Origin of the sequence: Glutamicibacter soli (assembly GCF_003309065.1) — a bacterium.
GTDB lineage: Bacteria > Actinomycetota > Actinomycetes > Actinomycetales > Micrococcaceae > Glutamicibacter > Glutamicibacter soli.
Window position 1 is genome coordinate 81,438 of the sequence record NZ_POAF01000002.1, and the last position, 23,599, is coordinate 105,036.

At 63.2% G+C, this 23,599-nt stretch carries 19 protein-coding genes and 3 pseudogenes; 11 read left to right on the forward strand and 11 right to left on the reverse strand.

The genetic code is table 11. The features are described from left to right. Nucleotides 1–74: 74 nt before the first annotated feature. From C1H84_RS03970 to C1H84_RS03985, 4 genes are all read right to left on the reverse strand, one after another. Nucleotides 75–2,594 (reverse strand): polynucleotide kinase-phosphatase, encoded by a 2,520-nt coding sequence (locus C1H84_RS03970; RefSeq protein ID WP_113606610.1) that lies wholly within the window; start codon nt 2,592–2,594, stop codon nt 75–77. Beyond that, a complete protein-coding gene (locus C1H84_RS03975) occupies nt 2,591–4,006 on the reverse strand; it encodes a 3' terminal RNA ribose 2'-O-methyltransferase Hen1 (RefSeq protein ID WP_425323560.1) in 1,416 nt (471 codons plus the stop codon). Before C1H84_RS03975 ends, C1H84_RS03970 begins: the two co-directional genes overlap by 4 nt. A gap of 150 nt (nt 4,007–4,156) precedes the next feature. Further along, nucleotides 4,157–4,534, reverse strand: a complete 378-nt coding sequence (locus tag C1H84_RS03980; RefSeq protein WP_047121122.1) for a hypothetical protein — start codon at nt 4,532–4,534, stop codon at nt 4,157–4,159. 133 nt (nt 4,535–4,667) lie between these two features. After that, complete coding sequence (locus C1H84_RS03985) at nt 4,668–5,159, reverse strand: S-ribosylhomocysteine lyase (protein WP_113606612.1); 492 nt, start codon at nt 5,157–5,159, stop codon at nt 4,668–4,670. Nucleotides 5,160–5,284: 125 nt separating this feature from the next. On the opposite strand from C1H84_RS03985, the gene C1H84_RS03990 reads away from it, so the two are divergent. After that, nucleotides 5,285–5,845 (forward strand): phosphorylase family protein, encoded by a 561-nt coding sequence (locus C1H84_RS03990; protein WP_113606613.1) that lies wholly within the window; start codon nt 5,285–5,287, stop codon nt 5,843–5,845. 173 nt (nt 5,846–6,018) lie between these two features. Then, nucleotides 6,019–6,906, forward strand: a complete 888-nt coding sequence (locus C1H84_RS03995; protein WP_113606614.1) for a PaaX family transcriptional regulator — start codon at nt 6,019–6,021, stop codon at nt 6,904–6,906. 100 nt (nt 6,907–7,006) lie between these two features. Here the strand turns inward: C1H84_RS03995 and C1H84_RS04000 are convergent, their stop codons facing one another. Beyond that, on the reverse strand, nt 7,007–7,423 hold the full coding sequence (locus C1H84_RS04000; protein WP_053797683.1) for a RidA family protein: 417 nt from the start codon (nt 7,421–7,423) through the stop codon (nt 7,007–7,009). A 133-nt stretch (nt 7,424–7,556) separates the two neighbouring features. Here C1H84_RS04000 and C1H84_RS04005 point away from each other — a divergent pair, with 133 nt between their 5' ends. From C1H84_RS04005 to C1H84_RS04030, 6 genes are all read left to right on the forward strand, one after another. Beyond that, nucleotides 7,557–8,405: a fumarylacetoacetate hydrolase family protein gene (locus tag C1H84_RS04005; protein WP_113606615.1), complete on the forward strand. Its 849-nt coding sequence runs from the start codon at nt 7,557–7,559 to the stop codon at nt 8,403–8,405. Nucleotides 8,406–8,465: 60 nt separating this feature from the next. Continuing rightward, nucleotides 8,466–8,948, forward strand: a complete 483-nt coding sequence (locus tag C1H84_RS04010; protein ID WP_053797681.1) for a cupin domain-containing protein — start codon at nt 8,466–8,468, stop codon at nt 8,946–8,948. After that, nucleotides 8,945–9,829 carry an acyl-CoA thioesterase gene (locus C1H84_RS04015; protein ID WP_113606616.1) on the forward strand — a complete coding sequence of 295 codons (885 nt, stop codon included), beginning with the start codon at nt 8,945–8,947 and terminating at the stop codon, nt 9,827–9,829. Before C1H84_RS04010 ends, C1H84_RS04015 begins: the two co-directional genes overlap by 4 nt. Before the next feature lie 60 nt (nt 9,830–9,889). Continuing rightward, nucleotides 9,890–11,521: an AMP-binding protein gene (locus C1H84_RS04020; protein WP_113606617.1), complete on the forward strand. Its 1,632-nt coding sequence runs from the start codon at nt 9,890–9,892 to the stop codon at nt 11,519–11,521. Nucleotides 11,522–11,587: 66 nt separating this feature from the next. Beyond that, the gene (locus C1H84_RS04025; RefSeq protein WP_113606618.1) at nt 11,588–13,984 is read left to right on the forward strand and encodes a bifunctional salicylyl-CoA 5-hydroxylase/oxidoreductase; all 2,397 of its coding nucleotides are present in this window, start codon (nt 11,588–11,590) and stop codon (nt 13,982–13,984) included. A 227-nt stretch (nt 13,985–14,211) separates the two neighbouring features. Continuing rightward, nucleotides 14,212–14,616 (forward strand): hypothetical protein, encoded by a 405-nt coding sequence (locus C1H84_RS04030; RefSeq protein ID WP_113606619.1) that lies wholly within the window; start codon nt 14,212–14,214, stop codon nt 14,614–14,616. 532 nt (nt 14,617–15,148) lie between these two features. On the opposite strand, the gene C1H84_RS04035 is transcribed toward C1H84_RS04030, so the two are convergent. The 3 genes from C1H84_RS04035 to C1H84_RS04045 all read right to left on the reverse strand — a co-directional run bounded on the left by C1H84_RS04035 (nt 15,149) and on the right by C1H84_RS04045 (nt 18,264). Continuing rightward, nucleotides 15,149–16,297: an aminotransferase class V-fold PLP-dependent enzyme gene (locus C1H84_RS04035; RefSeq protein ID WP_113606620.1), complete on the reverse strand. Its 1,149-nt coding sequence runs from the start codon at nt 16,295–16,297 to the stop codon at nt 15,149–15,151. 34 nt (nt 16,298–16,331) lie between these two features. Then, the gene (locus tag C1H84_RS04040) at nt 16,332–17,837 is read right to left on the reverse strand and encodes a Na+/H+ antiporter NhaC family protein (RefSeq protein ID WP_113606621.1); all 1,506 of its coding nucleotides are present in this window, start codon (nt 17,835–17,837) and stop codon (nt 16,332–16,334) included. Nucleotides 17,838–17,898: 61 nt separating this feature from the next. Next, nucleotides 17,899–18,264 (reverse strand): hypothetical protein, encoded by a 366-nt coding sequence (locus C1H84_RS04045; RefSeq protein ID WP_113606622.1) that lies wholly within the window; start codon nt 18,262–18,264, stop codon nt 17,899–17,901. A gap of 165 nt (nt 18,265–18,429) precedes the next feature. On the opposite strand from C1H84_RS04045, the gene C1H84_RS04050 reads away from it, so the two are divergent. Then, nucleotides 18,430–18,972, forward strand: a complete 543-nt coding sequence (locus C1H84_RS04050; protein WP_113606623.1) for a helix-turn-helix domain-containing protein — start codon at nt 18,430–18,432, stop codon at nt 18,970–18,972. 523 nt (nt 18,973–19,495) lie between these two features. Then, nucleotides 19,496–19,757 (forward strand): annotated as a pseudogene (locus tag C1H84_RS04055) (transposase); the annotation flags it as partial. Between the two features lie 49 nt (nt 19,758–19,806). Here the strand turns inward: C1H84_RS04055 and C1H84_RS18480 are convergent. After that, a pseudogene (locus tag C1H84_RS18480) lies at nt 19,807–20,543 on the reverse strand (integrase core domain-containing protein); the annotation flags it as partial. A gap of 10 nt (nt 20,544–20,553) precedes the next feature. Between C1H84_RS18480 and C1H84_RS04070 the strand changes: the two are divergent. Continuing rightward, a pseudogene (locus C1H84_RS04070) lies at nt 20,554–20,865 on the forward strand (IS3 family transposase); the annotation flags it as partial. Between the two features lie 101 nt (nt 20,866–20,966). On the opposite strand, the gene C1H84_RS04075 reads toward C1H84_RS04070, so the two are convergent. Both C1H84_RS04075 and C1H84_RS04080 read right to left on the reverse strand, forming a co-directional pair. Then, nucleotides 20,967–22,619 carry a thiamine pyrophosphate-binding protein gene (locus C1H84_RS04075; RefSeq protein ID WP_113606626.1) on the reverse strand — a complete coding sequence of 551 codons (1,653 nt, stop codon included), beginning with the start codon at nt 22,617–22,619 and terminating at the stop codon, nt 20,967–20,969. Nucleotides 22,620–22,750: 131 nt separating this feature from the next. Continuing rightward, nucleotides 22,751–23,518 (reverse strand): cyclase family protein, encoded by a 768-nt coding sequence (locus tag C1H84_RS04080; RefSeq protein ID WP_113606627.1) that lies wholly within the window; start codon nt 23,516–23,518, stop codon nt 22,751–22,753. Nucleotides 23,519–23,599: the final 81 nt, after the last annotated feature.

Genomic DNA, 23,599 nt, shown 5'->3' on the forward strand with positions numbered 1-23,599 from the left:
TTATTATGTATCAAAACTACTCAATTTGGCGTGGCGGGTTCGTGGCCGCGGGTTAGGGACCCGCGGCCGGCGGCCTAAAGCCTCGGGTCCAGCGGCTCGGATTCCAGCGCGAGCACACCGAACACCATCTGGTGAACCTTCCACAGCGGCTCCCCCACCGCGGTCAGCCGCAGCGCTTCCAGTCCCAGCAGGTACTCCTGCATGGCCCGCGAACGCTTCCGGTCGGTGGCCCGCTGCTTCAAGCGCCGCAGGTTTTCTTCCTGAAGGTAGTCGGCGCCGTAGATAATGCGCAGGTATTCCCGCCCGCGCACCTTGATGCCCGGCTGCACCCAGCCCTTGGGACCGCGGGTGAGGTTCTGCCACGGCTTGACCACCATGCCTTCGCCGCCCGTCATGGTCAGCTCCTCCCACCAGCGCACCGCTTGGTCCGTCGATTCCCCGGAGTCCAGTGACACCCGCATCCAGGCGGTGTCCTTGAACAGGTCCGGCGCCTGCACCGCCAGCTTCTGCGCAATTCCCAGGTGCCATCCATGGTCGCGGCTTTCATGGGTCTTGCCCTCGGAGGCCAGCACCTGGAATGCGGCGAAGCGGATCTCGTCCTTGTTTCCCACGTACCGCCGGTAGGACTCGCGGAACGCCAGCGCATTCCCGCTGCGTTCACGGGTGCGTTCAAGCAGCGCGGTCAATTCCAGCCCGGTCCCAGCAGCCTTCTCCAGCAGGTCGACGGCTGCCGAGGTGGCTGCCACCGCGGCGGCGCCGACCGAAGCGTAGTTGTCCTTGATCAGTGATTCCGCCTTCAGCGACCAGGGCAGCAGCTCGCCGTCCAGGATGACCCAGTCCGAGCCCAGCTCCTCCCACAAGCCCGCCGCTTCCACGGCCTCATGCGCCCGTTGCAGCAGGGCGCGTTCCACCTCCGGAGCCAGGAAATCGCGCCCGGTGCGCGTATGCAGGGCGCCGAGCCAGCCCTCGGGCGCGTCGAAGCGCCCGGGATTGCGGGCCAGCAGCAGCACCGCGCGCGAGCCCATGTGCTTCTCTTCGCAGACGACCTCGGTGATCCCGTGCTTGCGGAAGTAGGCGAAGGCCTCGTCCGGGTGCTCCAGATACCCCGGACGCGCCGAGGACTCCGCCGGGGACATGGTCGGCGGCAGATAGCGCAGCCAGCGCGGGTCGGTAGCGAAGCGGCTCATGGTTTCCAGGGCGCCGGCGGCCTGCGCGGCGCTGAGCTTCACGGTGCCGCGCTCGCCGGCCTTTAGGTGCAGCGGGCCGGTGACGTCCGCCATGGACAGCACGCCCGGTTCGCGCTGCGGCCCGTGCGGGGATTCCAGCGGCCGCAGCGGTTCGGCGTACTGCGCCAGCGCGTCCACGGCCACGACGTCCCGTTCCGGGTAGCGCAGCGCGCTGAGCTGCCCGCCGAAGGCGCATCCGGTGTCCAAGCAGGCGGTGTTGTTGATCCAGGCGACCTCGGTGACCGGGGTATGCCCGTAGAGGACGGCGGCCGCACCGCGGTAGTCCCGGGCCCAGGGATAGCGCACCGGCAGGCCGTACTCGTCCTTCTCGCCGCTGACCTGTCCGTAGAGGGCGAAGGCCCGCACCCGCTTGGAGGCCCGCCCATGGTACTTCTCGATCAGCCCCGCGTGCGCCACCACCAGCTTGCCCTCATCCAACACCAGGTGGGAGACCAGGGAACGGGCGAAGTCCTGCACCTCGCGCGTGAATTCCGGGCCTTCGGCCTCCAGCTGTTCCAGGGTCTTGTCCAGGCCGTGGCCCAGAGTGACCTTGGCCCCGCGCAGGGCGCGCACCAGCTTGTCCTCGTGGTTGCCTGGCACCGCCAGCGCGTGCCCGGCGGCGGCCATGCCCATCACCAGGCGCAGCACGCCGGGCGAATCAGGGCCGCGGTCCACCAGGTCGCCCACGAAGACTGCCCGCCGCTGCGGGTGGACGGCGTCGACGGCGCGCCCCTGCCGGTCGCGGACCAGTTCGTAGCCCAGCTTCTCCAGCAGCAGCACCAGCTCGTCCAGGCAGCCGTGCACGTCCCCGATGACGTCGAACGGGCCGTGCTGGTCCCTGAAGTCGTTGAGCAGCTTGTGCCGGGTGATGACCGCGTCCTCGATCTCCGCCAAGGACGAGAGCACGTGGACCCGGGCGAAGCCCTCGCGGCGCAGCATCTTGAGCGACCGGCGCAGCTGCTGGTGCTGGCGGTCGATCGCCGACTTGGGCACCCGGTGCTCGCCGCGGGTCTCGTTGCGTTCAAGGCACACCTCGACTGGGACGTCCAGCACGATGGCCGTGGCCAGCACGTCGTGGCTGCGCGCCAGCTCGATCAAGCTCTGCCGGGCGGCGGGCTGGACGCTGGTGGCATCCACCACGGTCAGCAGGCCGGCTTCCAGCCGCTTGCCTGCCACGTAGTGCAGCGCGTCGAAAGCCGCGGCGGTGACGGACTGGTCGGTCTCGTCATTGCCGACCAGGCCGCGGAAGTAGTCGCTGGACAGCGTCTCGAAGCGGCCGAAGTGCTTGGCGGCGAAAGTCGACTTGCCGGATCCGGAGACGCCGATGAGCACCACCAGCCCTGACTCGGGAATGGAGAATTCGTTCATGCCGCGTCCTTTCGGAAGATCGCCATCTGGGTGGGCGTGCCCGCGGAGCCGTCCACCGGCCCGATGCCGCGGAACTCCACGGCGTAGCCGTAGTCCGTGGCGGCGGCCCCGGCCCAGGTCTGGAATTCCGCGCGCGTCCATTCGAAACGGTGGTCGTCGTGGCGCAGGGAGCCATGTTCCAGGTCCGGGTACTTGCTGTTGTATTCGACGTTCGGAGTGGTCATCACGACCATGCGAGGGGCGGCGCCGGCGAACACCGCGTCCTGCAGTGCCGGCAGCCGCGAGGCGTCCACATGCTCGATGACCTCCATGAGCACCAGCGCGTCGTAGCCGGCCAGCCGGTCGTCGCGGTAGACCGCGGAGCTGTGCAGCAGGCTGATGCGTTCTTGCTGCTCGTCCGTGCGCTCCTCCAGGCGCAGCGCGGCGGCAGCCTGTTCGAGGGATCGCGCGGAGACATCGGCGCCGACGATGCGGGTGAAAAACGGGTCCGCCTGCAGCCGGCGCAGCAGCGCACCGGGCCCGCAGCCCAGGTCCACCACCCGGTGGGCTCCGTGTTCCTTGAGCGCGGCGATGACATCCATGGCACGCTGCACCCGCAGCGGGACGGCTGCTTCGCCGCCCGCCTGCTCCGAAATGCCCGGGTCTGCCGTGGCTTCCGGGACGGCTGGCGGATCCATCCGCGCCTCGGCCAGCGCCACCAGGTCCTTCTGGTGGGCCAGATAGCGGCGGGCGATCAGCTCCCGGTCGGGGTGGTCCTCCAGCCAGCCTTCGCCCTGCCGGGCAAGCTTTTCCGCTTCGTCGTCGTTGACCCAGTAGTGCTTCGAGTCATCCAGCACCGGCAGCAGGACGTAGAGCTGGCGCAGCGCAAGGTCCAAGCGGACCTCTCCGCTGAGCGCCAGCGCGCTGTACTGCGAATCGCCCCAGTGCGGATGCTGCTCGTCCAGGGCGATGGGCGTCTGCTCGACGTTCCAGCCCAGCGGCGCGAACAGCCGCTTGGCCAGGTCCCGGCCCGCGTGCCCGCGGGTGGAGAGCACGGGCAGCTCGAAGCGCAGCGGCAGCGGCGCGGCGGCCAGCTCCGGGTAGCTTTCGCTGGTCCCGGTCATGGCGCTGCGCAGCACCTTGCCCAGGGCCACTGACATCAGGCTCGACGCGGCGTACGGGCGGTCGTTGACGTAGTAGTCCAGGGCCCCGGCGTCGCCGCGGAAGCGCTTGCTGCGCACCAGCCCCACGGGGTCGACTTCCAAGAGCAGGGCCGCGGTGGCGCGTTGCTTGGAATATTCGGGATAGAACACGTGGGCTTGGCCCACCGCCAGGTCGAAGGACTGTACCTTGCCTGGATGCTTGCGCAGCAGATGCGACAGGGCGGTGGCGTCGATCCCCGACCCGGGGGCGGATTCTAGGGTGATTGTCAGTAGCACGGGGCGGACTTCCCAGGAGTTTTTGCTCGGTGGCTTGGCGTTTCATGCAAGACTACCGAAAAACTGGGTCTCGGGGCGCCGCGTGGCGAAGCATGCCAGTCCCGCGTGCCGCCTGGGGTGCGGAATTCCGCTCCGCCCGGGGGCTTAGTTCAGGTAGCCGCGGCCTGCGGCGTCCGCGCAGACCGGGGTCAGGTTCTCCGCGTCCCCGCTTTCACAGGCCATGTAGACCAGGTTGGCGGCTTCTTCGGTGCTCAGCACGTCGTAGCCCATGGACCCGGGGTTGTAGGACACCGCGGTGCTCCACTCGTCGATGTTCTTGCACTCCTGCAGTCCGCGCAGCTCGGCTTCCTGCAGCTGCTCGTTCGAGGACTCGGGATTGGACCATGCCTCGTTCTGCGTTTGGATGGCCGCGCTGCAGGTGTCGCTGACCGGGGAGGTCGCCGCGGCGTCGAAGTTCGTACAGCCGGCCGCCGCCAGCGTGATGATCGACAGTACAGCGGCCGAGGACAGAACTTTTCGCATACCTGCCATGCTACCCATGCAACATAGGTATTGGCTGGGTTGCTTCAAGCACGCGCCGGCCGTGCCCGGAGCGCGAAAAATCCCGGCCACGCACACGGGCGGGGCCGGGATCCTCTGCCGCAGGGTGCTGCGGCTAGGCGATGCGGGAACGGTCGAAGGCGTCCAGGCTGATGCCCTGCTCCAGGATCACCTTGGCCCATTCCTTGGCCGAGTGCAGGCTGTGGTCGCGGTAATTGCCGCAGCTGACCGCCTCGGTGCCCGGCACGTCATCCCAGGTCACCTTCTGGACCAGGTCCTCCAGCGAGGTCTTGATGGCCGCGGCCACCTGCTCGGGGGTCGGCTCGCCCCAGGCGATCAGGTGGAATCCGGTGCGGCAGCCGAACGGCGAAAAGTCGATCAGGCCCTCGAAGCGGGTGCGGATCAGCCCGGCCAGGGTGTGCTCGATGGTGTGCAGCCCGGCGGTCGGGATCTCGCCGTGGTTCGGCTGGACGAAGCGGATATCGTAGTTGGAAATGGCGTCGCCCTTGGGGCCGCGCTCGACGCCGATCTTGCGCACGTAGGGCGCCTTGACCTTGGTGTGGTCCAGCGCGAAGCTCTCAACTTCTGCAAGTTCAATATCACTCATGCCAAAAGTCTATCCGCTCACTTGGCCTCGACGCGATGATGGTTAATGAGGCGTAACCGATAGAATTTTGTGAGACTTCGGGGCGCAGCAGCGGACCGTGAACTTACTTCCTAGAAGGGAACTTCATGTCGGACAAGAAGACCTTGCTCGTATTCGCGCATAGCGACGAGGCCGTGGCATTCGCCGATGTCGAGCACCTGATTTCCGGTGTGGGCAAGGTCAATGCGGCCGTGGCACTGGCCGGCGAACTGGCCGGAGGCAATATCGAACGCGTCGTCGTGCTGGGCACCGCCGGCGTGGTCGGCCATGCAGGCGAGGACCGCCCGAGCCTCGACACCATCTACCAGGTGACCAAGCTGATCCAGCACGACTTCCCGCTGCCTTCGGCAGACGTCGAGCCAACCGGCGAAATCCTGCTCCCCGGCTTCCAGGCCACCATGGCCACCGGCGACGTCTTCGTCTCCGACGACCAGCAGCGCGTGCACATCTCCGGCTTGGGCGCCTCCTTGGTAGACATGGAAGGCTACGCGTACGCCAGCATCTGCCAGCGCTTCAACGTGCCGCTGCAGATCTTCAAGATCCCGTCGGACTACGCGGACGACTCGGCGTCGATCGATGAATGGGACGACATCGCCAAGGCCAAGAGCGTGCAGCTGCGCGAGTTCTTCGAAAAGAACCTGGCCTAGCGGCAACCGCACCGAGGGCAGGGGCAGCGCCGCGGGGCGATACCCGGACGCTGCCCTTGCCCTTTGTTCTTGGCCATTGCCAACCCGCCGGGATCGGGCCGGACGGGATCGACACGGTCGGCGTCCAAACTGCCGCTTGGTCTAATCGACCTGGGATTCGATACAGTGAGCGCATGACGCCACGGACCGAGCAACCATCAGGTGGCAGCGAAAATTCGACGCCGCGCCACCATCAGCTGATCATTTCCCTCTTCGGCCTCTACGCCAGGGCGCACGGGGGCGAGCTGCAGGTGTCCACGATCATTTCGCTGATGAACGACCTCGGCGTCGAGTCGGCCGGCGTGCGTTCTTCGATCTCGCGGCTCAAGAAGCGCGGCGTCATCGACAGCGTCAAGGTCAACAACCGGAAAGGTTACGCGCTGTCGCCCTCGGCCTTGTCCGCGTTCGCGGAAGGCGATGAACGCATCTTCACTCCCCGCCGGGCGACCGCCGACAGCCGCTGGCTGCTGGCCACGTTCACGGTGCCCGAATCGCAGCGCAGCATCCGGCACAAGATCCGCTCGACCCTGGTCCGCATGGGATTCGGCGCCGTCGCACCCGGGCTGTGGATTGCCCCGGAGCACCTCAAGGACGAGGCCCTGTCCTACTTCGACCGACACGGGATGGCGGATTACTTCGAGTTCTTCCTGGCGGAGCATGTGGGCAGCCATGACCTGGCCAAGAACATGGGCATTTGGTGGGACCTCGAATCGCTGGATTCCCTCTATTCCGAGTTCCTGGAAACCAATCGGCCGCTGCTGGAGAAATGGACGGGAATTCCAACCGCGCAAGAGTCGGAGGACCTCGACGCCGAGGCGTTTGCCGACTACCTCGTGTTGATTACCCAGTGGCGGCGGCTGCCGTATTCCGACCCGGGCCTCCCTGCCGAGCTCCTGCCAGAAGGGTGGAACGCCATCGCGGCCTCCGACCTGTTCCAGCAACTCCACGAAATCATCGGGTTCAGGGCGTCCCGGCACGCGGAACGCGCCATCAGCGCCCAGGAAAGCGACGCCCGCATCTAGCTCCGAGGCTTCTGCCTGCCTGCCCGGCCAACAATAAGCCGCAGGCCAGTTCATGCGAACTGGCCTGCGGCTTATTGTCGTTTTGCTGCCCGGTAAATCCCTAGCGGCTCTGGATCACGGCGACGCCCTGGATCTCGATAAGCGCTTCCTTCTGCCACAGGCGGGTGACGCCGATGCCGGCCATGGCCGGGTACTTGCTGCCCGCCATCTCGCGCCACAGCTTGCCGATCTCACGGCCGTTGGCCATGTAGTCGTCGACGTCGGTGAGGTAGATGGTCACGGTCACCAGGTCCTCCGGCTTGCCGCCGGCTTCCTCAAGGGTGGTCAAGACGTTGCCGAAAGCCTGCTTGAACTGTTCCACGATGCCGCCGGGAACGATCTGCATGTTTTTGTCCAGGGCGGTCTGGCCGCCGAGGTAAACGGTGTCTCCAGCACGCATTCCATGCGCATAGCCGGATGGCTTGGGCAGGGATTCCGGGTTGACAGTGAGGTTTTCGAAGACTGCGGTTTCGGCCATGGTGATCCCTTTCAGAGATTCGATGCGATATCCAAAAATTAGGTCTAGCGCACAAATTGTGATGCGTGCTACATTGAGCATACGTGACGGCGGTAAAAAAGTCGACACATAGTTCTCCGGGAGAAAGCACACCATGAAACTCGCTTCGATTCAGTACAAAACACAGCGCATGGCAGCCGTGGCGGTAGACGGCGGCTTTGCTCCGCTGAATGCCCAGAATCTCAGTGAGCTCCTCGACAACGAGCAGTGGCAGGACTTGGCCCGGAAAGCTCTTGCCTCCGGATCCGCCGAATTCATCGCCACCGCCGATGCAACCATCCTGAACCCCGTCCCCGCCCCGAACAAGGTCATCTGCTGCGGGCTGAACTACTCCGAGCACATCCTGGAAATGGGCCGCGAACTGCCCGAATACCCGACGCTTTTCGCCAAGTTCGCCGATACCCTGACCGATCCGAATGCCGAGATCACCAGCGAAAATTCCGAGTCCGTCGACTGGGAAGCCGAACTGGCAGTGGTTGTCGGCTCCACCCTGCGCCATGCCAGCGAAGACGAAGCGCTCGCGGCGATCGCCGGATACACGGTGGCCAACGACGTCTCGATGCGCGACTGGCAGCGCCGCACCCTCCAGTGGTTCCAAGGCAAGGCCTTCGACGGCACCACCCCGCTGGGCCCGTACCTGGTGACCCCTGACGAGATCGACCCGGTCGCCGGCGTCGAGGTCATCTGCAAGGTCAACGGCGAAGAGGTCCAGCGCGGAAATACCCGGACCCTGGTCTTCTCGGCGGCCGCCCTGCTGTCCTACATTTCCAGCTTCACCACGCTCCGGGCCGGCGACGTGGTGCTCACCGGAACCCCGGGAGGCGTGGGCATGGGCATGACCCCTCCGCGCTTCCTGCAATCGGGCGACGTGCTGTCCACGGAGGTTCCCGGCATCGGCGAACTGTCCAACAAGTTCACCCTGCGGATCCCGGCCGACGCTTGATCCGCAAGCAAACTTCACCTCAACCAGAACTCCAGTTCACACTTCCAAAGGAGAAAAACCATGACTGAAACACCAATGGTCTACCGCACCGAAGGCGACAACTCGATGTACGCCGGCGCCGACGGTTTTGTGGTCCCCGTAGTCACCCGTGCCGGTCAGGAAGACACCAACACCGCGCAGTCCGGCGACTGCGTACGCGTCTCGGGCGTCAGCATCCAGCACACCCCAGCCACCAAGATCTGGTTCGGCCAGGTCTCCAATACCCCGGGCTACCGCTCGCTGCCGCACCACCACGGCGAAGCCGAAACCGGCGGCTACGTGCTGCGCGGCCACGGCCGCATCTACTTCGGCGAGAACTACGAGCAGTACCTGGACATGACCGCAGGCGACTGGGTCTTCGTTCCGCCGTTCATGCCTCACGTCGAAGCCAACATGTCGGTCACCGAGGAGCTCGTCTGGCTCACCGCCCGCACCCCGGAAAACATCGTGGTGAACCTCGAAGACGTCGACGACGCATCGCTGGAAGGATACCGCCGAGCATGAGCGCCCAGACCCTCGACTCCCAGATCTTCCTGAAGGCCATCGATCTGACGGAGACCGCGCCGGAGGTTTTCGACCAGGCGTTCAACGCCACCCCGCAGTACGCTCCGTGGCCCAAGGCCTACGGCGGCGACATGGTGGCCCAGGGGGCCATGGCCATGATGCGTTCGGTGGGCGATGACCGCGAGCTGCATTCAATGCACTCCTACTTCCTGCGCCCCGTCGACATGCACGAGCCGGTGCGCTACGAGGTGGAGCACCTGCGCGACGGCCGCGGATACTCCACCCGCCAGGTGCGTGGATTCCAGAACGGCAAGCCGGTCTTCTCCGCCCTGGGTTCCTTCCACGTGCCCGAGCAGGGCCCGGACCTGTCCAAGGATGCTCCGGAAGGCTCCTTCGACCTGGATCCGGAGTCGCTGGACAGCGCCGCCCAGGCGCTGGAAGGCGCCGAAGGCGCGGATGCCGAGTACTGGTCCACCGGGCGCAGCTTCGAAATGCGCCATGTGCCATCGCCGGTGTACCTGAGCGTGGAAGGGTCTACCGAGCCGCACCAGGCGGTCTGGGTTAAGGCCTTCTCCCCGCTGCCGGACGACAAGGTGATCCAGCGGGCGGCGCTGACCTACGTCTGCGACTACACCATCCTGGAACCGATCCTGCGCAGCCTGAACCTGCCATGGCGCACCGAGGGCCTGACCACTGCCAGCCTGGACCACTCCATGTGGTTCCACCGCGAGGGCCGGGTGGACGACTGGGTACTCTACGTCCAGGAGGCAGTCTCCAGCCAGAACAACCGCGGACTGGCCCTGGGCCGGTTCTACACCCGGGACGGCAAGCTGCTGGCCACCGTTGCCCAAGAGGGCATGATCCGCGGCCCACGCGGCTAGTGCACCGCCCGAAATCCTTCACCACACCGTATACGGCGAAACGACCACTGGAGATACGACATGCCTCTATCACCCTCGTCCCACGTTGACACGTTCACCCGCGACCATCTGCCGCCGCTGGAACAGTGGCCGACGATGGAATTCACCCTGCCGGAACTGCAGTACCCGGACCGGATGAACGCGGCCACCGTGCTGATCGACGACGCCGTCGCCGCCTTCGGCGCGGACCGTCCGGCCCTGCTGGCGCCCGACGGAACCACCCTCAGCTACGGCCAGCTGCTGGCCCGCTCCAACCAGGTGGCGCAGGTGCTGGTGGAGGACTTCGGCATCGTCCCGGGCAACCGGGTCATGCTGCGCGGACCGAACAACGCTTGGCTGGTCGCCTGCTGGCTGGGTGTGCTCAAGGCCGGCGCCGTCGCGGTGACCACCATGGCGGCGCTGCGCGCCCAGGAGATCACAACCATCGCGGAGCTGACCAAGCCTTCCGTGGCCCTGTGCGACCACCGCTTCGTCGAGGACATGGTGCTCGCCGCCGACGACGCCTACCCGGTGGTGGCGTTCGGCGGCGACGGGGAATCCGACCTGGTGCAGCTGGCCGCGGCGAAGTCGGGGCAGTTCACCAACGTGGACACCGCCGCCGACGACGTGGCGCTGCTGGGCCCGACTTCCGGCACCACCGGAACGCCGAAGATCACCATGCACTTCCACCGCGACATCCTGGCCAACGCGGACACCTTCGCGCGCCATATCCTCAAGCCCACCAAGGACGACGTGTTCGCCGGGTCTCCCCCGCTGGCCTTCACCTTCGGGCTCGGCGGCCTGGTTGTCTTCCCGCTGCGTTTCGGGGCCAGCTCGCTGCTGACCGAGCGGGCCACCCCGGTGGAACTGGCAGAGCTCTCGCACCAGGCCGGGGCGACGGTGCTGTTCACCGCGCCCACCGCCTACCGGGCGATCCTCAAGAACGGCAAGGCCGACCTGCTGCGCTCGCTGCGCGTCGGCGTCTCGGCCGGCGAGCACCTGCCGGCTGAAACCTGGCACCAGGTGAACGAGGCCACCGGACTGGAACTGGTCAACGGCATCGGCTCCACCGAGATGCTGCACGTGTTCATCTCGGCCGCCGGCAAGGACATCCGTCCCGGCCGCACCGGCACCGCGATCCCCGGTTTCCGCGCCACCATCCTGGATGAGCATGGCAAGGAGCTGGGCCCGAACGAGATCGGCCGACTCGCGGTCATCGGCCCGACCGGGTGCCGCTATCTGGACGACGAACGCCAGCTGAACTACATCAGCGGCGGCTGGAACGTCACCGGGGACGTGTTCATGAAGGATGAGGAGGGCTACTTCATCTACCAGGCCCGCAGCGACAACATGATCGTCTCCTCCGGCTACAACATCGGGGCTCCGGAAGTGGAGAACGCGTTGAACCAGCACGACGAGGTGCTGGAGACCGCGGTCATCGCCCGCCCGGACCCGAACCGCGGATCCATCGTGTGCGCGTTCGTGGTGCTGGTCGACGGGGCCGAGCAGTCCGAGGCCAAGGCTAAGGAACTGCAGGACTTCGTGAAGGCAACCATCGCCCCCTACAAGTACCCGCGTGAAATCCACTTCGTGGACGAGCTGCCGCACAATCCCAGCGGCAAGCTGCAGCACTTCAAGCTGCGCGAGGCGCTGAACGCCGATTCGCTGTCCTAACCGGCAGCCCACCCCAGCAAATTTTTGACCGCAGTGCCCACGGGGACTGGTGAAAGGACTAAGACCATGAAAATCGCAGTGATTGGCGGAGGCCCGGGCGGACTGTACTTCGGCGCCCTGATGAAGCAGCTGGACGCGGCGCACGAGGTGACGGTCTGGGAGCGCAACGCCGCCAGCGACACCTTCGGCTTCGGCGTGGTGTTCTCCGACGAGACCCTGGGCGGCATCGGCAACGCCGACCCGGTGATCGCCGAGTACATGTCCCGCCGTTTCGCCCGCTGGAGCGACATCGACATCCACTTCCGCGGCGCCATGCACACTGTCGGCGGCCAGGGTTTCGCGGCCATGAGCCGCAAGGAGCTGCTGGAGCTGCTGCAGCGCCGCAGCATCGAGCTGGGCGTTGACGTGCGCTTCTCCACCGTCGCCCCGCCGGTGGAAGAGCTGATGGCGCAGTACGACCTGGTGCTGGCGGCCGACGGCTTGAACTCCTCCGTCCGCGCCAAGTTCCCCGAGTCCTTCAAGCCCTCGCTGGATCCGCGCGCTTCCAAGTACATGTGGCTGGGCACCGACCAGGTGTTCGAGGCCTTCAAGTTCTTCGTCAAGGAAACCGACGCGGGCACCATGCAGATCCACGGCTACCCGTACTCCGACGAGGGCTCCACCTTCATCGTCGAAATGCACGAGGACGTGTGGCGGGCCGCCGGCTTCGACGAGAGCGAAAACGAGGTCTTCCCTCCAGGCGTGAGCGACATGAAATCCGTGGCCAAGGTCAAGGAGATCTTCGCGGACGAACTGGCCGGCTTCGACGTGCTGACCAACAACTCCAAGTGGATCAACTTCACCACGGTGCGCAACCAGCACTGGCGCCACGAGAACATCGTGTTGCTGGGCGATGCCGCGCACACTGCGCACTTCTCCATCGGCTCCGGCACCAAACTGGCCATGGAAGACTCCCTGGCCCTGGCCGCCTGCCTGCACGAGCACAACTCGGTTGAGGCGGCGCTTGAAGCCTACGAGACCGAGCGCCGCCCGGTGGTCGAATCCACCCAGCGTGCCGCCCAGGCATCGCTGGAATGGTTCGAGAACATCGGCCAGTACAAGGACCAGGATCCGGTCCAGTTCTGCTTCAACCTGCTCACCCGTTCGCGCCGCATCACCTACGACAACCTCAAGCTGCGCGACACCGAGTTCGCCACCAAGGTGGATGAGGACTTCGCACGCCTGAACGGATCCGATGTGGTGGCCCCGGCGATGTTCCAGCCGCACAAGATCGGCGAGCTGGAGCTCGTCAACCGCGTGGTGGTCTCCCCCATGGACATGTACTCGGCGGTCGACGGCGTGCCCGGCGACTTCCACCTGGTCCATCTGGGCTCCAAGGCCATGGGCGGCGCCGGACTGGTCATGACCGAAATGGTCTGCGTCTCCGACATCGGCCGCATCACCCCGGGCTGCACCGGCTTGTACACCGATGAGCAGGGCGCCGCGTGGAAGCGCATCACGCAGTACGTGCACGGCAACTCGCAGGCGAAGATCGGCGCCCAGATCGGCCACTCCGGCCGCAAGGGTTCCACCAAGCTCATGTGGGAAGGCCTCGACGAGCCGCTGGAAGAGGGCAACTGGGAAGTCCTGGCCCCTTCGGCGCTGCCGTACGGCGAAGGCTGCCACGTTCCGGTGGAAATCACCCGTGCCCAGATGGATGAGGTCCGCGAGCAGTTCGTGGCCGCCGCCAAGCGCGCCGACGAGGCCGGTTTCGACCTGCTTGAGGTGCACGCCGCGCACGGCTACCTGCTCTCGTCGTTCCTCTCCCCGCTGTCCAACCAGCGCACCGACGAATACGGCGGCTCGCTGGAGAACCGCCTGCGCTACCCGCTGGAGGTCCTAGACGCGGTGCGTGCCGCCTGGCCGGCGCACAAGCCGCTGGGCGCCCGCATCTCCGCCACCGACTGGGCGGAGGGCGGCAACACCGAGGACGACGCGCTGGAGATCGCCAAGGCGTTCATCGCCCACGGCATCGACTCGATCGACGTGTCCTCGGGCCAGATCGTGCGCAATGAGCGCCCTGCCTTCGGCCGCAGCTACCAGACCCCGTTTGCGGACAAGATCCGCAACCAGGTCGCCGCGGCCGCCGGGGTGACGGTCATTGCCGTGGGCGCCATCAGCTCCTACGACGATGTGAACTCGATCCTGCTGGCGGGACGTGCCGACCTGGTAGCGCTGGGCCGTACCCACCTGTACAACCCGCAGTGGACCCTGCAGGCCGCCGCCGAACAGGAGTACGTGGGCGCCGGGGCCACCTGGCCGCTGCCGTTCAAGGCCGGACGCCGCAAGCCGCCAAGCGCACGCACCGACGCGGTCCGCCCGCGCCTGTCGCTGCTGCAGGAGGCCGAGGTCGACGAGCAGGTCCACCTGCGCTGGACCCCGGCCAGGGACCAGGAGCCAGAGGCCATCGCCTCGAACGCCTAGACTCGCCTGGCACGGCCAGGCTCGACAGGGAGTGTTGCGATCAGCGGGAAACCGCCCGCAGCGCTCCCTGTCTTCGTCGTGCCTGGGGCATGCCCGCAGCACCTCCGCCGGGGCGGGAGAAGCGGAGCACTCCGGGCCAGGTTGCCCGATCGCTTCGTTGCAATTCCGGGTGGCGCTCAACCCGAAGTCCGCTGACAGACGATTCGTGCGGGCGTAGCATGGGGCGCATGACCCGTTTCCTTATTGACCCGCCTGTGCTCCTGGCGATTGCGCAGGAAGGCGTTTCGATCCACTCCGACCACCAACTCGTAGCCCCGCACGCCGTCCGCGTCGAGGCCATGGAACTGCTGCTAACCGAGGTTGCGGCAGGAACAATGCCAGAAGCCGCCGCCCTGGAGCTGCACGATGCAATGACGGCGGTGAAGATCCGCACCCTGGGCGACAGGGGTTCGCGGGGCACCGCCTGGAAGCTCGCCCGCAAGCACGGATGGGCATCACTGGGCAGGGCCGAATACCTGGCCATCGGTGTGCTGCAGGCAGACGCGCTGGTAGCCCTGGACCAGCAGCTTGCCACCCAGGCCACGGACATCCTGCCGCTGGCGCCGTTCTCGGCGCTGTCTACCGCCGGCTGAACACCGGGAATTGAAAGATCCACCCCTCCGGCGGCCGAATACGGTGGCCTCCCCGCCGATACAACTACCCACCGCCGGCCCACCTTGATCCTAAGGCCATTTTGGCCATGTTGTCGGGTCCCCCAGTCCTTGGAAATCCAGACTGCAATGAACTACCCCGCCGGAGGCGGGGACAGCAAAGACGCCTTCATACGGGTACCGCTTGACGCTGGAAGTCTAAAAGCGAGAAGCACCCCGCACCCGAATAACGAAAGTTGCCAGGAACCCCGGTGAATCGGGGTTCCTGGCATCTAAAGCAATACAACCACAGGTCACGGCCGTGCATGCACTGGGAAGCCGAGACTAGCAGGAGCTACAAGCGTGTGTGTTCCCAACACTGCGCTCCCCTTGGCAATTTTTGCAATTTCCGCGGCTACATCACCGAGGCAAGTTGCCTTGACTGGTTGTTGTCGCTGCTTCAGGCCGTGCTTTTCCACGATGTGTCATGAATAAGCAAGAGTATCTGAGACGCGTTGTGTATATGGCGTTGGACCTAAAGTGTTTTCAGGGCCCTGACAAGTGCATCAACGTCGCTCTGAGCTGAATACGCATGCAGAGACAATCTCAAGCGTGAACCACGGGGTGAGGTTCCGATACGGAACTCGGCGAGCTTAGCTGCAAGTGCGTCTGGGTCCTCGCATACGATTGCTACTTCTGGTCCGCGGTGGGCTGGGTTCTCGGGATAATCGAGCTCGTAGCCGAGCGCAAGCAGTTCCCCCGCTAGCGATTCCCGCAGTGCTTCGACATGCGGCCAGCAGCTGGCAATATCAATTTGTTCGAGAACTTCGTAGCCTGCCACTCCGGCATACGCTGAGGGGATTGCGTAGGTACCGGTCTCGTAACGACGCGCATTGTTCGGGTAGTCAACGAGCTCCGGATCGAACGCAAACGGATTAACACGCCCGAACCAACCGGTCAGAATCGCGTCTTGTTCGGCCTTCTCGGGTTCGCGTACATACAGCGATGCGATACCCGGCAATCCCAACAAGTACTTCAGATTGCCCGTGACCAGGAAGTCGCATTCGAGCTCGTCAACCGAGAACGGAACTACGCCCGCACCTTGGTATGCATCGACGAAAACCAATGCACCGACCGAGTGAGCATGTTCGATGATGCGGTCAATCTCCGGCCTCGTGCCATTTATGTAGCTCACGAGCGGAACCGAGACCAGCTTTGTGCGCTCATCGATGTGCGGGATCCAGTTTTCAGCTAGGAGTGCTCCCTCGATACCCGGCACATTGACAACTTCAATGCCTTCACGCTGAGCACGCCAGACGTTGCCGACCGATGGAAACTCAAGATCGGAGGTGACAAGGCGATTCCTTTCACCGGACCAGTCAAACGAGGAGACTGTCTGGAAAGCACCTTCGCTCGCACATGAAATCACTGCAATCTGATCGCTCGAACAACCGAGGAACGCTGCGCTCTTAGCCCTGTATTGCTCCACAACGCCTACCCACACGTCCCAAGGTGCCTGGGAATCGACGAGTGATCCAGTCATGCGCTGCATCGTTTGCGTCAAGTGGTCGGAAAGTGCTCCTTGGCTACAACTCGCGAAATGCGGGGCTTTATCGAGCTGCGCAAAATTCCGACGGAACTGCTCGGGCGTAAGTGAAACTCGTGAAGTGACGTTTAGTGTCATGATTTCCTCAATTCTGTGGTCGATGGTGGGTCTTCTAACCGCGCGGTGCGGGAGCTAGCTCTGTTTCGGTGGAATCTGCAAGTTCGTTCGGGGCCTCAGGAACTATGTCTTCGAATCGCTTTACCGGGGCCCCGTCGGCCGATTCGAAACGTCGGCCCCAACCGGTAATAATCGAGAAGATCATTACTGCACTAAACAAGATGGGATAGAAGGATACAAACGCCACGGTGATGGGAGATATCACTGGCATACCCTCGACACCCGTTGTCAGCTGGTTGATGATGAAAAGGAACGCGCTGAAAGAGGGGACGATGCAGGCAATACCCGCGGCAAACGCCTCCATTACATTCGCCCGCCGATACGGATGAAGCTTCGCACGAGCGCCGATTTCATCGGCGATAGCGGAGAACGGAACGATCGAAGGGCCCACAACCCCGGCAAACATGGTGGTTGTGATCGTTTGGCCGACTGCAATGGCGGTTTCCGCACCACGAGGACTCTGCGTCCAAGGTCGGCGCGATAGCGCATTGATGATAATTTCGAATATGCCCGCTTCACGTACGATCCCGATCATCCCGAAGACCGCTATCGACAGGCCGATCAGAGGCAGCATTCCATTGACACCGTCAAAAAGGAAGCCTGTCGGAGCGCCGTCCGCAACGAACATGATGTCCTTCGGCGTGATCAGTCCTGCGATGAGAGCGACGACGGTACCGCTGACGACGCCGACTGTGATGGCAAGGTAAAGATTTCGCTTCCAAAACGCGACCACGATGAGTGCGACGACCGGAAGCAACATGACAAGTCCGAGCGGTGAGTATCCGCTGGCGTCGACCGAGCCACCCGCGGCTGGTGGTGCGGCAATATTACCCAGTACCAGGAACAAGATCGCGCTGATCCCAGCGGCAGTCAGCGCGTATTTAGCACGCGTGCCAACCACCCCGGCTACTTCAGCACTACCTTTACGTCGACGATAGCGTTGCGTGGATGCCGAAACAATTGTGGTATCAGATATCGGAGCAAGGCTGTCGCCGAACATAGCACCGGAAAAGATCGCACCCGCGAGCAACAGTGCATCCGCACCGACGCTAGCACCAGCAGGATAGAAAATCGGGAACGCAGTGAACAAGGTTCCCAGGGAGGTTCCAGTCGCCATCGACATGGCGCAGCACGCAAGAAAGACGATGGCGATGAATAGGCCGCCTGTCACGTTCAATTCGGCAGCAAGCCAGACAAAGCCTTCTGAAACTCCTGTGGATTCAAGCAAAGACGACAAAGGACCGACGACAAACAAGATCATCACTACAGTCATCGCAATAGTGTTCGCTAGGCCCGCGATCACGCTGTCCCAGAATCGGGTGTACTCCTTGGCGAAAACTCCGGCAACTATAATGCCGACGATGCCAGCGGTTGTAAGTGCCGTCGTGTCAAACGCTTTGAATACAACGAAGTATACGACTGCGCCTGCGATAAAGATGATTGGAGCGATAAACGCACCGAAAGTGCCAACTCGGAATTGAAGTGGTTTGTTGGTATTCAAGTTGATGGCGCCTTTCTTGATCGGATGAAGCGGAATATGAATGCCTAGCGAGGATCCTGGCTCATCTAGGAAGTAGGAATAGCTTGCGTCCTAGACGACTTTCGAACCGGTAATAACGATCTGCACGCTCACCATTTACGGTGGTGCGTGCACGGTTCATCATCTGAACGACAGTGTCCAGCGACGGCACCATGCCAAGAATCGTGATTGGAAACTGCAAAGACCCCGGCTGACCGACAAGGAAGAAATCGTCGTCAAATGAATGCAATAATTCGAACCCAAGCGCCTCCCAGTCTTCGAGGAGATGCTGCAAGGTTGGTAGTGCGACGTTGTTACGTTCATCGTCGCTCGCCTCGTACCATGAATCGCGGCAGGCCATTAGGACCATGACGCGGTGGGGTGGCTCGGCAGTTGGTTTCACGAACATCGTAGAGACACTCCTAGGAAGTAGGATTGTTGGATAACTAGGGTTGAAAGGGCCTTGTCCAATCGAGTCAATATCTCGCTTCTGTGACGCCCGTTACTTTAGTATACGTAAATTTTTTTAAATTGCACTACATTTTTCATAACCTGCAATCGTTGAGGACGAAATATGAGCTTTCCGTTGCGCGTGCGACGACTCCGCCAGGCTAAAGGGCTAAAAGCAAATGAACTCGCTGAGTCGGCAGGAATCTCAGCTTCCATGCTCAGCCAGGTTGAACGGGGTCTTGTTGACCCGAGCCTCGAGACTTTGCGCCAGATTGCTCAGGTCTTGGATGTTCCGCTGTTCGAACTATTCGTTCCAGAGGTTGACCGCGAGCAGATGCACGTCTTGCGCGCAGGTGACGAGATGACGCTTACAACAAGCTCCGGGGATTTGAAGTACCGTCGTAAGTCGACGGTCGGAAAGCAGCTCGAAGTACTTGCAGGGGAACTGCTACCGGGCGGCGTCTCGCGCGAGACTGTATGGAGCCACGAAGCGGAGGAATGCATCGTGGTGACCCGTGGCCGGCTCGTGATTGAGACTGACCGCGAACGCCTAGAGCTATCTGAGGGCGACAGCTGCCACTTCAATTCCCGAATTCCCCATCGCTTCGTGAACGACACGGAGGAAGGTGTCGGGTTTATTGTCGCAGTGACTCCACCGAGCCATTGACACCAAAGCCTGGCCAGAAAGCCAACGAGCTGCGTTTCAACGATCGCTCAGGCATTAGGTGGCACGTGTGCATGCATCGATCAATATATGTGTGCTCTGGGATGGCCGTTGAGCAAGTCAGCCCGCAACTGCTACTCGTCTTCTATGCAAGCACCCTGGGAGAATGGCCCTATTTCTTTCCCGGGTCTGGCAACGGCAATGGAGATAATCTGTCGGGATGTTTCGTTCACAGCCCACTTCATCCACGAACTCGGGCGTTCAAATAGAACATCCGCAATGGTTGTTCCAGTACTCATTGCGGTTGGCTCAGAGCCTGCTGAGTCTTGGAGAAGTGTTCTCCAGTTCGCTACGGAGAATCGTGTTCATTCACGGCAAGCGCCCCTGCAGGTGGCAAAGTTTCAAATGACTTACGACATGTGTTTGCTGCCCTCGGTGCGGATCACGCTATCGGAACCGACTACCAACAGCAAAGGAATGAGCTGTCATGATGTTGTGAGATACGCGTTCGTAGGAGAATGAGCGCATGTCCAAACGTCAGAAATTCACCCCCGGGCTTCCGTGCCGAAGCAGTCGAACTGGCGATCTCGTCCCAGAAGAGCCTGGTCGAGGTCGCAGCTTCCCTGGGCATTTACGAGGGAATCCTGGGCAATTGGGTCCGTGCCTACCGCGCCGAGCATCCTGAAGCGGAAACAGAGGAACGCGGACCGGTGGAATGGGCCCAGTACAAGTTGCTGCGCAAGGAACTGTTGGAGGTGAAACGGGAGAACGACTTTTTAAAAGAATGTGTGATGTCTCGACACAGCGGTAACAATCCTGTTTCATCACATCGGTGACTTATCCCTCCTCAGGCATGTTCTGGAACTTCGCCTTCGCATGCCGCAAACTCAAATACGTGACCCCGTCAGGAAACGGGAAATCATATTTCGTGACCAGCTCGCCATCCATCGAAACCACCATCAGCTCCTCGGCATCCCAGATGACCTTCACGTGGGTGGAGCGCAGCAACTTGCCCAGATAGAGCTGAACCCCGGCCACCTTCATGCACCGGTTCTTATTCACTTTCATCAGCTGGCTGCCTGCAGGTTCCATCTGATCAGCCCGCAGCGTGGCGCTGAGCTTCACCGGTTCCGGCGCCACCTCCGGAACCGCAGCCGGGGCTTGGCCCGGGCCTCGGCAAGGGTGGCAAGGGCTGCTTCGGCGATGGTGGAGCTGGGCGTGGTGCTCAGCTTCACCCATTCACCTGGCGCCAGCGGCTGCGGAATCGGCGTGGCATCCTATGCTTCCTGTGGCGTGCAGCGATCCTCCAGGGACTGGTGGCCACGCTGGGTATTGTAGGCCTGGTCAAAGACATCGACCTGAGCTTGCAGCTCGGCAAGGTCCTTGGCGAACGGCCGCTTCTTCAGCCACTTGAACAAAGTCGAATGGAACCTCTCATTCTTCCCCTGGGTCGTGGGCCTATACGGTTTGCCGGTGATCGTGGCGACGCCCAGGCTGTTGGCGTAGGCGACCAGTTCGCTGGTGATGCCCCGGCGGATTGGAATCAGGGCATCCCCGTTATCTGAGTTAAGCCGATATCGGCTTAACTCGGATCGAGGAACGCAGTACACCTCGTACGCGTTCCAGGCATGGTGCGCCGTGCAGGGCGTGCACCAGTCGATGGGCCGCACCGGGGGTTGGGATAACGCCGTCGCTGAGTCGACCTTCTCGACGATCAAGAACGAAATGTATCATCACCAGGCCTTCACCAGCAGGATGGCAGCGCGTACCGCGGTGATGGAGTACATCGAGGTCTGGTACAACCGGAAGCGCCCGCATACAACTAATGCCGGGCTCAGTCCTCAGGCGGCGCTGGACTCGTATTGGGAAAGGAATTCTCTGGCCCTTGCGGCTTGAGGATATTTAGAAGAGATTAAAGATCGTGTCTCAGAAACTTGACCAGCTCAGAAGACCTGCGGAGGCGTGCCTCCGCAGGTCTTCGTTTCACTTCTATGGGCTTAGTGCCCCTTGAAGGCTTCGGCCAGCCACCAGGCGCCGCCGTCCGAGGCGATCTTCGCGTCGATGACCAACGGCCCCTGAGGGTCTGAATCCAGCCATGTCTGCACCGCCTGCAAATCCGACACCGAACGCACCGTAATCCCCTGGGCCCCGAACCCGCGCCCGATAGCGGCGAAATCGGTTTCTGGGAATACCACCGAGCCCATGTCCGGAGCCTCTTCGGCCTCTCCGAAGTGGTGCACCTCTGCACCATAGGCCGCGTCGTTGTAGACAATGCATACCAGCGGCAGTTTTAGGCGCACCGCGGTATCAAGTTCGGAGATGGCCATGTGGAAGCCGCCGTCTCCGGTGCCCAGCACCGGCAGCCGCTCTGGCTGCGCCAGCGCCGCGCCGATGGCCGTGTACAGGCCAAGGCCGATGGACTGGAAGGCCTGGGTGAAGCAGAAGCCGTGCTCGTCCGGCACATCCAGGAACTGGCTCGGGTATCCCATGAAGTTGCCCGAATCCACGCTCACCACGCGTTCAGCCGGCAGGATCTCGTCCAGTGCCTTGGTCAACGTCCGCGGGTCGATGGACGATCCGGTGGACAGGTCCGCGTAGCCGACCTGCTGCCACCGGGCCTGGGAACCGATGCGTTCCTTCACGTCCTCGGTGCGGTAGCCCCGGTGCGGCGCGGTCTTCTGGGCCAGCAGCAGCTCCAGCACGTCCTTGGCGCATTCGGCGCTGTCCCCCACGATGCCCAGGTCGACCGGTCGGTTCGCGCCCAAGGCCGGTTCGTCCAAATCCACCTGGACCACCTTGGCACCGCGTCCGATCAGGTGCCCGTGGCGCATGGTCCACATGTTCAGTGCGCAACCGAATCCGACAATCAGGTCCGCGCCGGAGATGAGCTCGGCGGCCAGCGGGGAGGAGAAGCCGCCGGAAATGCCCAGGTTGAATTCATCCTCGTTGAACAGTCCCTTGGCCACGGCGCTGGTAGCCACCAGTGCGCCGGTATGGCTGGCCAGTGCAAGGATCTCCTGCTTCGCGTTGCGGCCTCCGCGGCCGGCAACGAATACCGGACGCTGGGCATTTTCCAACAGGACCGCCAGGGCCCGCGCGGCATCGCGCGAAGGGCGGATCGGTTCGCGCGGCACGATCTCGATTTGCTCTGTTGTTTCCGGGGCCGGCAGGGCCTGGACGTTCAGCGGAAGATTCAGAACCACTGTCCGGCGGTCGTTGACTGCGGTGCGGTAGGCGCGCACCGTATCGGCCACCGCGCTCTGCGCGCTGTGGATCCGCTCGGAGACCGCGTAGACGGAGGCCGCAAACGAGTCCTGGTCCATGGCGAAGTTGGAGTACACTGCGCTGGGAGCGGCCTCGGCTGCCAGCACGATCATCGGCGTTCGAGACTTGGCCGCTTCCCCGATGCCGGTGGCGGCATTGGTCAGCCCGCAGCCCTGGTGCACCGATACCACCCCGACTTCGCCGCTGGTGCGCGAGTAGGCGTCGGCCATCGTCGCCGCTCCGCCCTCGTGGCGGGCGGCTGTGTAGGGCACGCCGTGTTCGATCAGGGCATTGGTAATGGTGAAGTTTCCGCTGCCGACAACTCCGAAGGCATGACCCACGCCGAGCTCCGCGAGGGTTTTTCCTACTAGTTCTGCAACATTCATGGATGTTTCCTTATTATCGTGCCGGGGTGCCGATAGCTGGCAGATCCGGGTTCGGGCCGCAGCGGCCGGGGCTGGTCCAGGATGGTCGAGGCGGCCCGCGCTCATCCTTGCTTGGAGCGCGGGCTGGGCCGCTACATCAGCGCCAGCACTCGCGTCGGCGCACCGGTGCCGCCCACGATGGGCAGCGGCGCGACAACGATCATCGCGCCGAACATGGGCAGCTTGGACAGGTTTTTCAGCGACGTGATGCCGTACTTGTCATTGCCCAGCAAGAAATTGTGCATTGGGAACGGCGGGTCGAGCAGGGCCGCGTTGCCCGCATCGATACCCACGGTTTCCACGCCGACCCCGGAGATGTCGAGCTCCTCGGCGATGTACCGGGCGCATTCGGCGGTGAACCCCGGTGTATGCGATCCATTGTCGTCCAAGTTCAGGAAGGCGGCACGGTCCTCGCCGTACTGGTCCCAGCCGGTGCGGAAGAGCAGCCAAGCATTGGCCGGAAATTCTCCGTGCGCCTCCTGCCAAGACTTCAGATCCTCGACGCTAATCAGGTAGTCGGGGTCGGCTGCTGCTTCCGCACTGAAGTCGAGCACCACCGCGGGTCCAACGAGACGCTGCGGATCAATCTGGGATACGTCCTTGCCCTCCCGACCCGAGATCCAGTGCACCGGGGCATCGATGTGGGTTCCGATGTGCTCACCGGTGTGGATGTTGTGGTGCTTCCAGAACGGGCCGGGCTCATTGTAGGCCGACACCTCTTCGAGGCTGAAGTCGATCAGGTTCGAGAAGGGATCCGGCAGAACCAGCGTTGGGGTGTCCTTGGACAGCGGAGCGGTGAGGTCCTGGACCGTCACCGATCCGGCAGCCAGCGACGTCAGCACGTGGGTTAGTTGAGTCATTACGCCTCCATGAAAAGGGAAAGAATCATATATGGAATATTCGTGACGATCGTCACGAAGTTTGCATGAGCACAATCTATC